The sequence below is a fragment of the Paenibacillus sp. FSL H7-0331 genome (assembly GCF_001956045.1).
In genome coordinates this window covers 280,509-293,818 of record NZ_MRTH01000006.1, presented here as the reverse complement: position 1 = coordinate 293,818, position 13,310 = coordinate 280,509, and the positions used below count along the sequence as shown (strand labels likewise).

Genomic DNA, 13,310 nt, shown 5'->3' with positions numbered 1-13,310 from the left:
GAACGAGCTTCTTAGATCAGCAGGAAAGGATTATACTAGTCATGTATGTTCATTGGGTTATTTATACAATACTACCAGAAAGGATGGAGCGACTCACGCATTTAACGTCTATAGCACCTGTCGCGCATATGCCATGCTACTAAGCACTCATATTCCACAAGCTTCATTGTCAGATTTTGTGGATTTTTTCTGGTATTTCAAAGGATACACTCCACCTCATTCAAAAGAACTCGTGCTACCTGATGGTTCAATTGAACTCGTAATCAACCTGAATGAAGGTAAGATTAAATTGTTTGACCGAGAACATAAGGGCCTCATGCAGACATATGGCAGTTCTGTCGTTTGCGGGCCTCATTCGGAATTTTTCATCATTGATACTTCCGAGGAAACTACGGTTTTGGGTATACATTTCAAACCGGGCGGTATTTATCCATTTATTAAAGTTCCAGTGAGTGAACTACATAATATTCATATATCCTTGGATACACTTTGGGGAGCAAAAGCCCATGATCTGCAAGAGGTCCTGCTTCTATCCAAAACGGTGGATGATAAGTTTCGGGCACTTGAAGAAAGTCTATTAAAGCTGGCCTCCCGACCTCTGATACGTCATCCTGCAGTAAGCTTTGCACTCAACGAATTTCTAATTTTGCCGCATAAAAGACCCCTCTCGGATGTGATCGGACAGATCGGTTTAAGCCAACGAAGATTTATCCAAATTTTTAAAGAAGAAGTGGGATTGACTCCAAAGCTCTTCTGTCGCCTTCGCCGTTTCCATGAGGTATTGAACAGAATAGATCACGCTCATAGCGTCAATTGGTTAGATATCGCTATCGCTTGCGGTTATTATGATCAGATGCATTTTATAAAAGATTTTCAGGCTTTTTCCAGTCTCAATCCTACTGATTATTTCTCGAGACAAGGCAAGCATCACAATCATGTTGGAATTCACAATTAAAACCTTATTCAAATGATGACTATGTTATGATCGGACATTCAATTATTAGATAAAACGGTCATTTTTTTACTATACGCTCGGTTGGAGCTCGTTTAGAATATTTATATGAGGCGAGATTGTATCTAGTAAACGGCATATGGCTCATCATATTTCGAGAGAGAGAGGTAAATTAAAATGAATAAAGCAACCCCTTTTCTATGGATCAAGAATACAGCGGAGGCGATTGAGTTCTATAAGAAAGCTTTCGATGCTGTAGAGAAATACCGCTTGACGGAGCCGGGAGGCAAAGTGGCTCATGCTGAAATTACTATCGGCGGAGCCAAAATATCAATCGCCGGTGAATACCCCGAATATGGCATTATGGGACCGGAAACTCTTGGCAATACAACCGTTGGTATTCATCTTAAGGTTGACGATGCGGATAAGTTGTTCCATCAGGCGATTGCGGCTGGAGCGACAATCGTGAGTCCGATGACGGATCAATTCTACGGTGACCGGGCAGGAAGCTTGAAGGATCCGTTCGGTCATTATTGGATGATTTATAACACTATTGAAATCATGAGTCCGGAGGAAATGCAGAAGCGATTCCTCGCCTTATTTGATAACTAACTGTTCTATAATGATTGCATATACATATTGAGTGTCGAGGCTGCCGCAGCAGCCTTGTCGCTTAACATCTACCTGAGTTTGCTTCTTTGGATATCCGGTTGGGTTATAACCGCGATTATTCACTCACAGTATTAGTTAGTTTACATCTCCGATATATATTCTCGATTCCATTTTGTTCTTCAGGATAGTTCCTAACGTCTTTGGATACAGTCTTATTTCTTCTAATGTTCCAAGATCTACCCACTCTACGCCTACCTGGTAAGAATCCGGATTAATCCCATTGGATATATTCGCATGAGCATCTTTAAGCTGGCATATAAAATAAAACTCCACCTGATGGACATTGGAATCCCAATCAGCAAATTGATGATTCTTGCCTATGTATTCTCTTACATGTATCAAGTCATTGACTACGATTTCTGCACCTATTTCTTCCATACATTCACGAATCACTGCATGTATTAATTCCTCGCCAAACTCTTGACCACCACCTGGAAATAAATAAAAAAAGCCTTGTTCATCTTGATTCTTGGTAAGTAGTAGTTTGCCTTCTTGGATAATGACAGCCTTGGCTGAATTACGAATCGGTTTCATCTTTTTCTCCTTCTTGTTTTAACTAGATTGGTCTTCATTCCACTCGCTTAAAAATTTTGTTGAGTCTACCACTTTGGGCTCGCCAGGTATTCTGGCGTAAAACTCCAGTTCATTCCCATCAGGATCATCAAAATAAATGGCTGCAGCCGGGTCATTCGCATGGACAATCGGTTCAGATCCATCTCTGCCAAAAACAGACTTGGTCTCGATTCCCCTTGCAGCAAGCCATTCTTTTGCCATCCTTACATGATCAAGGCTTACATTAAAAGCGATATGACGTTTATTCACTGTTTCTCCAACGCTCACTTGCCACAAGCCAAGCATGGTTTCATGTTCTGTATGTTTATTGAATACAAAAAAAGCGATTTTTCGCCTATGACTGATAGAATCGATCACTAATCCTAAACTTTCATAAAATTGTATAGATCGTTCCAACTGGCTAACTTGTAGATGAGTTTCATAGATTCCTCGAATCATCCAGATCACTCCTTTGTGATTGAGATTTGACACTGACAGAAAGCACCACACCTTAGAATTCAATAAAACGAATGACTTTCCTGCATGATACTGCCATTTATCCACACATATTCCATTTTAATCAGATTCTTTTTGCTCGATGGATACAAATAAGGACAGCACTCCGATGGAGTAACTGCCCTGATGCTGCTCGGTTATGTGTTATGGCTATCCTCATTTGCAGGAAGATGCCCGCCTCTCATACTGCTCACTTAGCTCTTAAACATTGCTCAATAATAGCCATCCGCATATACAATCCATTTTGTGCTTGTCGGAAGTAGGCGGCGCGAGGGTCCGTGTCGACATCAGCATGAATCTCACCTGCCCTTGGCAGTGGATGAAGAATCAGTGCCTCCTCCTTCATATGATCAAGCAGCTGCCGATCAATAATATATTGGCCTGCCGCTTTATTATACTCATCCAGAGATGGGAAACGCTCCTTCTGGATACGTGTTTGGTAAAAGACATCAACCGTCTCGGCCGCTTTCGTGAGGTCAGAGGTTTCCTCATAGTTAATTCCTTTTTCATCAAGAAATTGTTTCACGCCTTGAGGGATAACCGCGTTATCCGGAGCAATAAAGGTAATCTTCACATCTTTATAATTGGATAACAAGTAACTTAGCGAGTGAACCGTCCGTCCATAGGTCAAATCGCCAATCATAGCAATATGTATACCATCAATCCGTCCAAGCTCCTTCTGAATAGTGAACAGATCCAATAGCGCCTGTGTCGGGTGCTCCCCTGATCCGTCCCCCGCATTAACAATCGGCACAGTCGATACCGCTGCAGCTCGTTGTGCCGCACCCACCTCCGTATGTCTCATCACTATTAAGTCACAATATCCGCTTACGACACGAATCGTATCTTCCAGCGTTTCGCCTTTGATAGCTGAAGAAAATTGGGCCGCATTTTCCGTGCCAATCACGCTCCCGCCTAGACGGTGCATCGCGGATTCAAAGGAAAAGCGGGTACGCGTACTCGCTTCAAAGAAGAGCGAACACATAATTTTACCGGCAAGAAGATTGGACCCTCCCTGTAAGGTTATGTTCTCCATCTCCTTGGCTGAAGCGAAAAGCTCTCCTAAAGCCGCTTGATCGAATTGCTTGGACCCGATGATATGAGCTACGTTTAAAATTGGAATCAATCCCTTTCCCGAAGAATGAATACTGCTGCGAATGTAGATAGGGTCACCATGTACCAACATTAGAATTATATCGCAATTTGCGACTAGGTGAAATGGCAGTGCTCACTAGCCTACTGTGAGTTTAATCACAGATCAAATAGGCTCTAAGCGTTACACTACTATAGTGAGAACAACAGCCCTGTGCGAAATGAGGAATCGTAATGAAAATCGGTATTGTCAAAAAAATGGTCATTGGTATTACTGCGGTCTCCATGATGACCTATGGAACAAGCGCTGTGTGCATATTTGTTTTAAAAGCCTGGATAGCCCCGCAAATGACCGATTGGTTATATATGTCCATTATTATGGCGATGGGCGTTTTCTGGACAGGTTTCCTGGGTTGGTTGGCCGCGCGCTGGCTGGTCAGTCCCCTGCTACGCCTAACTGCGGCGGTTGATGAAGCGGCAGGCGGCAATCTGACAATGACGATTCCAATTCACCGCGGCAATGATGAATTAAGCACTCTGAGCTTGTCTTTTAATCAAATGATCGAGAACCTGAGACAAATTATTACCGACATCTCCAGTAATGCTTCCTTTACAAATCTGAATGCCTCCACACTAAGCAGTGCACTCCAGCAAGCTGCGCAGCAGATCGAAGCAACAGCTATTACCGTTGACAATATTTCCAAAGGAGCCGATCAGCAGGCACTATCTGCCCACAATACCTTTACGTCTGTCGAGACGATCACCCAGGCCGCTGATGATGTGAGCAGCAAGGCCAATGAAGCATTACAGCTATCGCGCAGCATGGTCAAATCCACGCAGGAAAGCAGTCTTGCGATTCATTCGCTTGTTCAGCAATTAATGGAGCTGAGCCAGGCCAACGTAGGGACCTTAGAACGTATACATAAGCTCGACGAGCACGCTCAGGAAATAAGTCATATCTCCAAGGTAGTCGGAGAAATTGCAGATCAGACGAATTTACTGGCACTGAATGCCTCCATTGAATCTGCGCATGCGGGTGAGCATGGTGCCGGCTTTGCGGTCGTAGCAGTTGAAATCCGCAAGCTCGCCGAAAAGAGCACTGAAGCGGTTCATAGCATTAACCAACGCATAGAGGAGGTTCAGTCACAGGTCAATGAAGTTGTGTCGGATATTTCCAAGCAGGTAAGTACTGTGGATAAGGAAGCTGCAAAAGGTGAAGCCCTTATAGGTACACTTGCTGAAATGACAGCCGCAACTGAAGTAACAGCCGAATCGGTAGAGGGTATAACCGGTGTAATCGCAGAACAAATCCGACAAATCAGCCAAACCCTGCACCGCACCCGGGAAATTGACGATATTGCCGGATTGATCTCGCAAGGGGCTAAGCAAGTAGCAGCATCCACACAAGATCAAACCGCCGTTATGCAGGAAATTGCCGCATCGTCCGAGGTGTTGAGAGACCATGCCGATCAGCAGAAATTAAAGATCAGTATTTTCCGTATCTAATGCCATACAAACTATATAAAGCTGATTAAATCCGGGATGGTCTCAATTCTGGCCAATGCGGTTACCCCTCGTTCATGCATAATCTCCAGATTGGTTTGATAGCAAATAAAGCGGATACCAGCTTCGGTCGAAGCTTTACCATCTATCCATGAATCGCCCACAGATAACCATGCGTCAGGGGCTATCTGTGGAAATTGCTTCAGCACATAGTGAAAGCCGGAAGGCGAGGGCTTGAGAGCAGACATCTGCTCTCTGCCCACGATCAGATCAAAGTACCCGTGAATCCCCGTTTTATGGAGTGCTTCGTTGGCTGCATCGATAGAATTGTTCGTCACTATGGCCAGCGTATATTTCTGATAAAGTCGCTTTAACATAGGTTCCACATCAGGCTCGAGTCCCGCTCCCTCCATCCCCAGCAGTTCATGCTTTGCAGCTATTTCCCATACCACTCTTTCCTGCTCATCGCTTAATCCACTTTGCTTACCATACTCAATCAGCGTAGCGCACGTATGCACAGACAGCGGAAGATCCGCAGGCACAATTCCTGAAGTATGCAAATAATTGAAAATATCTGCTTTCATCGCAGCAAAATCAATTCGAGACTGCAACAGTGTATTGTCCATATCGAAAATAATGCCTTGGATCAGACTCGTTGGTTTTGCTGCTTGCTGAGCTTTTTGAATCACATGTTGAATATAAGGTGCTTTTGCTTTGGTATAGGAAACCCGATCCTGCGGGTACTGCTCCTGTAAGTTCCTTTTCAAGTCCCCATAAGCTGCTGCTTCCTCCGGATGATCGATCAAATAATCGCGAAATAACAGATTGGATATCCATTGCTCACCACCATACCGATAGATATGAAGATGGTGTGTGCCCGCACGCCTTTGGCCTTTGCGAAAAAAACGCCTTTCTGGAAAATCCGGATGATCCACGAACTCGTACCCCATTGCAGCCAAACGTTCCTTATGAACCGAAGAAATCAATGATAAGTCCTTTACACCCACCATCATATCAATTAATGGCTTGGCTGCTAATCCGGGTACAGACGTACTTCCGATATGCTCGATCTGGATCGCAATATCTGGTATTGCATTGGAAATCCGCTCTTTTTCATGGATGAACTCGCTTTTCCATTCCGGATTGTAATCATTGATTGTGACTTGCTCCATGAGATATCTTCCCTTTCATATCGAAGATGAAATCGTCTAACTAAAAGTTCGCTTCACCAAATCTTTAAAAATAGTTTGATAACTATTTAGTTTGATTACTAGATATTTATGCACTCAAATGTTACAATCTGATCTTAGTATCTTTTTTGTTTTATTATAGATAGATAAATCGGATAACGGAGGACCAACATGAACACGGAAAGTATACAGCAAGTCAAGTTTTGGCCTATTATGTTTGCCATTTTCTTTGGATCCTTTATTACGGTTTTGAGCTCAAGCACCGTCACCATAGCCATTCCCAAGCTTGAAGAGCACTTTGCGACAAGCTTGCATCTTGTTCAATGGACAATGACCGGCTTCATGCTCGCCATGGGAACGATCGCTCCAGTAGCCGGATTCCTCGGTGAGAAGTTCAGTTACAAACGGCTTTATGTATTTGCCTTAATTGGATTCACATTGGCTTCGCTGCTGTGCGCGATGTCCTGGAACATCGAATCTTTAATTGCATTCCGTATTTTGCAAGGCTTATTCAGCGGACTCATTATGCCAGCTACCATGACCATTATTTATCAAATCATCCCGCGGGAAAAACAAGCGATGGCGATTAGCCTATGGGGATTATCGGCGATGCTAGCTCCCGCAATCGGACCTACCCTCGCTGGCTTGCTGATGGTTGTCGGCGGCTGGCAGTGGCTGTTCCTGATGAACATTCCGATTGGATTGATTGCTATCGTGATGGTAGTATGGCTGATTCCTTATTATCGTCTAAGCGTGCCCAAAACCTTTGATTTTCCCGGTCTGCTTACCGTTATGATCAGCAGCATCTCGCTGCTCGTTGCATTCAGCCAAAGTGGCGCTTGGGGGTGGACGGATTGGAAAACCATGACCCTGTTCATTATAGGTACTATCGTCCTCATTCTGTTCATCTGGAGAGAACTTACCGTGAAGGAGCCTCTGCTGAACATCCGTGTATTTGCTAATGGCAGATATACGCTCACATTAATCATTTCCAGTATTATTACGATCAGCCTATATTCGGGAACCTTTCTGACCCCGATTTTTCTACAAAACATTCAGCATGTCACACCGCTTGATACGGGTTTAATCCTGCTTCCCGCTTCGCTTGCTATGGCCTTGGTCATGCCGATCATTGGCAGAGTATACGGGAGCATCGGTCCACGTGCTCTGATGGGCATTGGTATCGTATTAATCATTATTGGCACATACGCTTTAAGCAAATTGACCATCGACATTCCGTATATGTACATTCTGATTTGGATGATGGTCCGCAATGTAGGAATCGCCCTTGCAGTGATGCCTGCAAGCAATGCGGGTATGGAACAAATCTCGCCTGTGCTTAGTGGACATGCCTCTTCCATCAGTAACTGGGTACGTAATTTGTTCGGATCATTTTCGATCGCCATTTTCACATCCTTACTTGGAACTTTCGGTATTAGTGAGTCGGCAGCAATTATGAAATCCGGCGTTCAGGATGCTGTACAAATTAAGCTGCTTTCCTTCACAGCGAGTGTTAACGATGTATATATCGTCGCCACCTTCATCGCAGTCGCAGCTCTACCACTCATCATGTTTATTCGTAAGCTGCAGCTGCAGTCGCAATCCTCCTAATATTTTCATATTTTAAAAGATAACACAAATAAGTCCCGATGCCACTTTCTGTGGTCCTCGGGACTTTCTTGCTACGTCATACGGTATCAAATTACACGACTGTATATCCGGCCTCTTCAATCACTTCTTTAATAGCCTTCACAGAAGTCTTGGCTTCGTCATACTCAACAGCTACGGCTTTGTTATCCAGATTTACTTTGGCTGAAGCTCCAAGTGTCTTGACCGCACCTTCTACCGAATTGACACAATGTCCGCAGGACATGCCTTCGACGTTTAAAGTGATATTTTGCATATAATTTCCTCCCAACGAATGTCTTAATATAAAGGTAGTGCTTAATCTAAAAATAACATACCCCTATAGGGTATGTAAAGTTGATTTGAAATATTCCTTCACACTTATCTGAACATAAATAAGCAGGGAAATCAAAGTACTGACCCCCACTCTCTGGATCCCAGTATTCGTTCCCCTTGCTTTTTCATCCTATTAAATCTAGCCTGGATAACGTTTCTCACTGCTAGACGTATTCTTCGTTGTTTCTTTATTCTTTTCATCCTCATGTTGAATTTTCAATTCTTCGGTCGGAACTGGATCTACGGTCTGCTCACTTTCATAGAGGTCCAGCAAGCTTGCTTTTTCAGTTGGAGAGCCTTCCGGGTTATCACGCAGATTTGTCTTCACGATCTCCTGTGACCTTTTTTCTATTTGGGCCATTGTCTCCACCTCCTGTGCAGCTCAAGCGGATGATTAGTCGAGTCTCTCCACATGACCGCGGTTATGACGAATCATATTGCGGATCTCTTCATACTCTTCTTCCAGCACCTTAGCCGACAAAGCATAATGCAAATCGTGGTGTCCATCCAGATCAAGGTCATCCTCATCACCCATCACTGCCGCAGGAGCAATCCCTCCGGCTCCAATCACACCTGTTCCATTTGCTTGCGTACCGGCCCCGGTATCTGCGATCGGTATTATAATTCTTCTGTCGCCCGCATAACCGTCGTCCAGCTTGCCAACCTCTACTGCCTCCGTATCGTAGGTTTGCAGCAGAGTTCTAACGTGCTCGGCTTCATTTTCTGTTTGAAAATAGGCTTGAATGTGTTTGGACATTGTAATCACTCCTCATATTGGGTATGTATACGTTCACTTCTTAAGTATTGTTTACCCTATATGGCAATGAATTACGCAGATTGTTCAAAAAAAGCTCGTCAAGTGCCCACGATTCACGTTTACATAGTTTGATTAGCCATTCTCAGGTATCAGTAAGATCACAGCTTGAAGCGATAGCCAGCACCCCATACTGTTTCAATATATTGCGGATTGGACGGATCCAGCTCGACCTTCTCCCTCACCTTGCGGATATGTACAGTGACGGTAGCGATGTCTCCCATGGAATCCATTCCCCACAACTGCTCGAAGAGCTGATCTTTACTGAACACACGATTCGGATTGGCAGCAAGATAAGTCAACAGGTCAAATTCCTTAGTCGTAAACATGACCTCCTGATCGTTCACCGTCACGCGGCGTGCAGATTTATCGATAGCCAGGCCGCGAATACGGATCTCCTGGTTACCTGTTTCCCGACGACCCATCAGCCGCTCATAGCGTTTCAAATGCGCCTTTACCCGGGCAACCAGCTCGCTTGGACTAAACGGCTTGATGATGTAGTCATCAGCACCTAGACCCAATCCGCGGATCTTATCGATATCCTCCTTTTTGGCGGAAACCATCAGAATGGGGGTATCCTGAACACTGCGGATTTTGCGGCAAATTTCGAAGCCATCAATTTTGGGCAGCATCACATCAAGAATAATGAGATCATAGGTATGCTCAAGGGCCCGCTGCAGACCAGAGTCACCACGGCTTTCCATATCCACCTTGAACCCGTCGATCTCCAGATAGTCACGCTCCAGCTCGGCAATGCTCAGTTCATCTTCAATAATCAATATCTGTTTCATCTGTTTCCCTCCGTACTTTGGTAAGGCTGTTAACTATCTCAGCCTGGGCAGTTGTATAATAATTCGTGTACCCAATCCCTCTTCGCTCTCAGCTCTGATCGTCCCACCGTGCTCCCATATAATTTGTTTGGCGATTGCAAGTCCCAATCCGCTCCCACCTGCAGCCATGTTGCGGGAAGGATCTGCCCTGTAAAATCGTTCAAAGACGAACGGCAGCGCCTCGGATGATATGCCCTGTCCATTATCGGCTATTTCCAGAATGACATCCTCCTTTTGACCATCCAGGTTGACCTCGATTCGCGTCCGCTCTTTATCGCCATATTTAACAGCATTATCCCATATATTCGTAAGTACGCGCTTCAGCTTTTCGCGATCCGCCTTTACTTTGCCTATTCGATCGGCATGGACTACGTTCAGCGTCAGCGAGACTCCCTTTTTTTCCATATCAAATTGCGCTTCGCCGATCAGATCCTCCAGATAGGGAACCAGCTCGACCTCTTCAAAATAAAATGGCAGCTTGCCCAAATCAAGCTTGGAGAATAAAAACAACTCATCGATCATTCGATCCATATCTACGGTTTTGGTATAAATCGTTTGCAAATACTTTTCAAGCTTATCCGCGCCTGCAACACCATCCAATATTCCCTCTACGTAGCCTTTAATCGAGGTAACAGGTGTTTTCAAATCATGAGAAATATTCGAAAGCAGCTCCTTCCGGTTATCCTCGTACTGCAGCTGCAGTTCCACTGAATCCTTCAATCTGCGCCTCATTTGCTCAAAGGCAGCACTCAGCTCTCCGATCTCATCACGTGAATGGGAATGAACTACTTCATCAAGATTCCCTTCCCCAATTTGCTCGGCAGCCAGCTTCAAAGACCGAAGCGGACGAATGATGCTGCGGGATACGAAGTAGGTCAGAAGGCCGTTCGTCAGAACCAAAATCAAAAACAATGCCAGCAACAGCGCCAAAGCATACCGTATCGCATATTTTTCAAAAAAATTTGTATCCATGATCAAAAAAGCGCTGCCTTGACTTTGGTCAGTAAATATAAAATCCAGCTGCTTGTAAAAAAACCAATGATCGCGTGTATTCAACATATTGTCGCGATTTTCGCCCAGATCGTGATTTCCGTAAGCTGGTAATATCTGAAGTGCCGGAGAATCATTCAATCGGGAGGACACTACAGCCAGCTGCTCATCCTTTCGAATCACCAAACCCATGTTCAACTGCGTCAACTTGGCCTCAAGCTCCTCAATCACATTAGGATCAAGCAACGATTCCGGTTTTTGGGAGGAAAGCTGTTGAATATCGCTATAAACTGCAGCCTGCTCCTCCATCACCTGCTTGAATGGATTGTGGTGCTTCATATCAATCTGAAACACCGATTTAAAATCGCCTACAATCATCAAACCGATAATCACTGCGGCGAAGGCGAATAGCACCACAGGCACAACCAGCATCGCAATATATGAAAGCAGCAGACGAACCTTGATCGACATTATGCATATCCCCTCATAAGTGTATGTTCAAAAAGTCTATTTTTCAGCACCGAGAAGGTTGCAAGAAGACGAAGAAGGAGGAGCGGAGTTGCAAGCATTCCGTAGGAAAGCTTCTTCGTAAGCATACGCTTTAGGTAAACCTAAATGAGCACCGCAATTCGAGCCTGAATGCAAGATTCGAAGCCGAAAGAGCTTCATGTGAGACTTCGTGATCAAAGATGGACTTTTTGAACTACCTCTACAATTGTCTTTTGTCGAACATAGCAAATGCAGCCGTAAAACACAAGATGCAGCAAGCCAATAAATAAGTTGATGCATTCACCAGCTTCCCGATGGAAACTCCACTGTTGATCCACAGCTGGTGCCAATCTGTATAAAATGTCGGTGAGTAGGCAGCAAACTGCGGGTAAAAGATGCCCAGACCTTTAAGTGCGGCATACAGCACCACACAAATAGCTAGAGCGCCGCTGGCACTGCGGAAAAACTGCGCTAATAACGCGGCTGCAATCGCAAGCGCCGTCATTGGAAACCAAGCAACCACATAGGAAATAACGGCTTGTATCAGAGACTCACTTAAACCCGAACGAGCCTGCAGCACAAGACCAGCCAGTAGGGAAACGATCAGAGAGGCTGCCAAAATGACCATTGCAAACAGCGCAAGCACGGTAATTTTCGAGGCAAAAACTTGAAAACGGGAAATCGGCCGTGTTAACGTTATTTTGAGTGTACGGTCCTGAAGCTCTCCTGCGAACATATCGGAAGCCGCCATGAATAGCAAGAGCGGTAGAAGAAAATTTGTATATATCCCAAGCATAAGCTGTGGAAAATCTCCCGACGAAATGGCAGCAATGCCTATTCCAGTTTGCAGCTGTGATAGCAGAATGCTAGCCGCAATTGGCAGCAGGAGCAACAATGCTGGAAAGAGCACCAATTTCTTTCTTGCTATCAGCTTGCTGATTTCATTACGTACACCTGCCCAGTAGCTATGCATGTGCCACCTTCCCCCTTTCCTGCCGTACCGATGAAATAAATAACTGCTCAAGTGAAGTGACACGGACACCATCAACCAGTTCGGACAGTGCTCCTTCACAGACGAGCTTGCCTTCGACCAAAATACCAATGCGGCTGCACATCAGCTCCATCTCCTGAATCATGTGACTGGACAGGAAAAAGGTCATCCCCTGCTCTCGCGCCAAACTGACCATCAATTCGCGCATCTCAACCATACCCTCAATATCCAGACCGTTAGTCGGCTCATCCAGAATCAGCAGCTCCGGCTTCGACAGCAGCGCAGCCGCCAGACCAAGTCTCTGCTTCATGCCAAGCGAATACCCACTTACTTTCTCACGCTTATATTTCTGCAAGCCTACGAGCTCCAGAACCTCATCAATCCGAGTCTTGCCAAGCTCAGGATAAAAGCGCGAGGCCAGAACCAGATTCGCGTAGCCCGTCATATACTCAAAAGCTTCCGCAGTCTCAATCAACGCTCCGGTTTTTTGCATCGCTTGTGCAAAATGGGTTGACACATCATACCCGAACAATCGCGCGCTGCCGCGGTCTGCCCTTCTCAGGCCGACCAATATTTTCATCACGGTCGTTTTTCCCGCGCCATTGGGTCCAAAAAATCCGTACACATCACCTTTATTGACCTCAAGTGTAATTTGCTCTACACCCCGTCCGTTCTTAAACGTTTTACTGATTCCATTTAATTGAATAATCGGCTCTGACATCCGGATTCCCCCTTTCTTAAAGCAGGCTGCGAACGC

Annotated in this window: 15 protein-coding genes; 4 read left to right on the top strand and 11 right to left on the bottom strand. The window is 45.1% G+C overall.

Translation table 11 applies throughout. From position 1 onward, the window contains the following. The first annotated feature begins 52 nt into the window (after positions 1-52). Together BK127_RS11625 and BK127_RS11620 are read left to right on the top strand one after the other, a co-directional pair. Entirely contained in the window at positions 53-955 is a 903-nt protein-coding gene (locus BK127_RS11625; protein WP_256711264.1) for a helix-turn-helix domain-containing protein, read from the top strand. Between the two features lie 174 nt (positions 956-1,129). Then, positions 1,130-1,564: a VOC family protein gene (locus tag BK127_RS11620; protein WP_076230207.1), complete on the top strand. Its 435-nt coding sequence runs from the start codon at positions 1,130-1,132 to the stop codon at positions 1,562-1,564. Positions 1,565-1,699: 135 nt separating this feature from the next. Here the strand turns inward: BK127_RS11620 and BK127_RS11615 are convergent, their stop codons facing one another. From BK127_RS11615 to pyrB, 3 genes are all read right to left on the bottom strand, one after another. Next, on the bottom strand, positions 1,700-2,158 hold the full coding sequence (locus BK127_RS11615) for an NUDIX domain-containing protein (RefSeq protein WP_076230206.1): 459 nt from the start codon (positions 2,156-2,158) through the stop codon (positions 1,700-1,702). An 18-nt stretch (positions 2,159-2,176) separates the two neighbouring features. Further along, positions 2,177-2,635, bottom strand: coding sequence for a VOC family protein (locus BK127_RS11610; protein WP_076230205.1), 459 nt, complete (start codon positions 2,633-2,635; stop codon positions 2,177-2,179). Positions 2,636-2,882: 247 nt separating this feature from the next. Continuing rightward, entirely contained in the window at positions 2,883-3,818 is a 936-nt protein-coding gene (gene pyrB / locus BK127_RS11605) for an aspartate carbamoyltransferase (RefSeq protein WP_256711263.1), read from the bottom strand. A gap of 200 nt (positions 3,819-4,018) precedes the next feature. On the opposite strand from pyrB, the gene BK127_RS11600 reads away from it, so the two are divergent. Further along, positions 4,019-5,290, top strand: coding sequence for a methyl-accepting chemotaxis protein (locus tag BK127_RS11600; protein ID WP_076230204.1), 1,272 nt, complete (start codon positions 4,019-4,021; stop codon positions 5,288-5,290). A gap of 11 nt (positions 5,291-5,301) precedes the next feature. Here the strand turns inward: BK127_RS11600 and BK127_RS45530 are convergent, their stop codons facing one another. Further along, a complete protein-coding gene (locus tag BK127_RS45530; RefSeq protein ID WP_305954293.1) occupies positions 5,302-6,459 on the bottom strand; it encodes an HAD-IA family hydrolase in 1,158 nt (385 codons plus the stop codon). Between the two features lie 189 nt (positions 6,460-6,648). On the opposite strand from BK127_RS45530, the gene BK127_RS11585 reads away from it, so the two are divergent. Next, positions 6,649-8,088, top strand: a complete 1,440-nt coding sequence (locus BK127_RS11585) for a DHA2 family efflux MFS transporter permease subunit (RefSeq protein WP_076230203.1) — start codon at positions 6,649-6,651, stop codon at positions 8,086-8,088. Positions 8,089-8,179: 91 nt separating this feature from the next. Here BK127_RS11585 and BK127_RS11580 read toward each other — a convergent pair whose 3' ends face one another. The 7 genes from BK127_RS11580 to BK127_RS11550 form a co-directional block, all read right to left on the bottom strand. After that, positions 8,180-8,380, bottom strand: coding sequence for a copper ion binding protein (locus BK127_RS11580; protein WP_076230202.1), 201 nt, complete (start codon positions 8,378-8,380; stop codon positions 8,180-8,182). Between the two features lie 198 nt (positions 8,381-8,578). After that, positions 8,579-8,800: a hypothetical protein gene (locus BK127_RS11575; protein ID WP_076230201.1), complete on the bottom strand. Its 222-nt coding sequence runs from the start codon at positions 8,798-8,800 to the stop codon at positions 8,579-8,581. Between the two features lie 33 nt (positions 8,801-8,833). Beyond that, positions 8,834-9,196 carry a hypothetical protein gene (locus tag BK127_RS11570; RefSeq protein ID WP_076230200.1) on the bottom strand — a complete coding sequence of 121 codons (363 nt, stop codon included), beginning with the start codon at positions 9,194-9,196 and terminating at the stop codon, positions 8,834-8,836. Between the two features lie 158 nt (positions 9,197-9,354). Next, entirely contained in the window at positions 9,355-10,044 is a 690-nt protein-coding gene (locus BK127_RS11565; protein ID WP_076230199.1) for a response regulator transcription factor, read from the bottom strand. 33 nt (positions 10,045-10,077) lie between these two features. Further along, entirely contained in the window at positions 10,078-11,544 is a 1,467-nt protein-coding gene (locus BK127_RS11560) for a sensor histidine kinase (protein WP_076230198.1), read from the bottom strand. A 238-nt stretch (positions 11,545-11,782) separates the two neighbouring features. Continuing rightward, complete coding sequence (locus BK127_RS11555) at positions 11,783-12,535, bottom strand: ABC transporter permease (RefSeq protein ID WP_076230197.1); 753 nt, start codon at positions 12,533-12,535, stop codon at positions 11,783-11,785. Continuing rightward, positions 12,528-13,274, bottom strand: a complete 747-nt coding sequence (locus BK127_RS11550; RefSeq protein WP_076230196.1) for an ABC transporter ATP-binding protein — start codon at positions 13,272-13,274, stop codon at positions 12,528-12,530. Before BK127_RS11550 ends, BK127_RS11555 begins: the two co-directional genes overlap by 8 nt. Between the last annotated feature and the right edge of the window lie 36 nt (positions 13,275-13,310).

What these genes read in the sequence shown, in the direction of transcription:
- BK127_RS11620 (WP_076230207.1), top strand. Translation starts at nt 1,130, where the DNA reads ATGAATAAAGCAACCCCTTTTCTATGGATCAAGAATACAGCGGAGGCG.
- BK127_RS11615 (WP_076230206.1), bottom strand. Translation starts at nt 2,158, where the DNA reads ATGAAACCGATTCGTAATTCAGCCAAGGCTGTCATTATCCAAGAAGGC.
- BK127_RS11610 (WP_076230205.1), bottom strand. Translation starts at nt 2,635, where the DNA reads ATGATTCGAGGAATCTATGAAACTCATCTACAAGTTAGCCAGTTGGAA.
- BK127_RS11600 (WP_076230204.1), top strand. Translation starts at nt 4,019, where the DNA reads ATGAAAATCGGTATTGTCAAAAAAATGGTCATTGGTATTACTGCGGTC.
- BK127_RS45530 (WP_305954293.1), bottom strand. Translation starts at nt 6,459, where the DNA reads ATGGAGCAAGTCACAATCAATGATTACAATCCGGAATGGAAAAGCGAG.
- BK127_RS11585 (WP_076230203.1), top strand. Translation starts at nt 6,649, where the DNA reads ATGAACACGGAAAGTATACAGCAAGTCAAGTTTTGGCCTATTATGTTT.
- BK127_RS11580 (WP_076230202.1), bottom strand. Translation starts at nt 8,380, where the DNA reads ATGCAAAATATCACTTTAAACGTCGAAGGCATGTCCTGCGGACATTGT.
- BK127_RS11575 (WP_076230201.1), bottom strand. Translation starts at nt 8,800, where the DNA reads ATGGCCCAAATAGAAAAAAGGTCACAGGAGATCGTGAAGACAAATCTG.
- BK127_RS11570 (WP_076230200.1), bottom strand. Translation starts at nt 9,196, where the DNA reads ATGTCCAAACACATTCAAGCCTATTTTCAAACAGAAAATGAAGCCGAG.
- BK127_RS11565 (WP_076230199.1), bottom strand. Translation starts at nt 10,044, where the DNA reads ATGAAACAGATATTGATTATTGAAGATGAACTGAGCATTGCCGAGCTG.
- BK127_RS11560 (WP_076230198.1), bottom strand. Translation starts at nt 11,544, where the DNA reads ATGTCGATCAAGGTTCGTCTGCTGCTTTCATATATTGCGATGCTGGTT.
- BK127_RS11555 (WP_076230197.1), bottom strand. Translation starts at nt 12,535, where the DNA reads ATGCATAGCTACTGGGCAGGTGTACGTAATGAAATCAGCAAGCTGATA.
- BK127_RS11550 (WP_076230196.1), bottom strand. Translation starts at nt 13,274, where the DNA reads ATGTCAGAGCCGATTATTCAATTAAATGGAATCAGTAAAACGTTTAAG.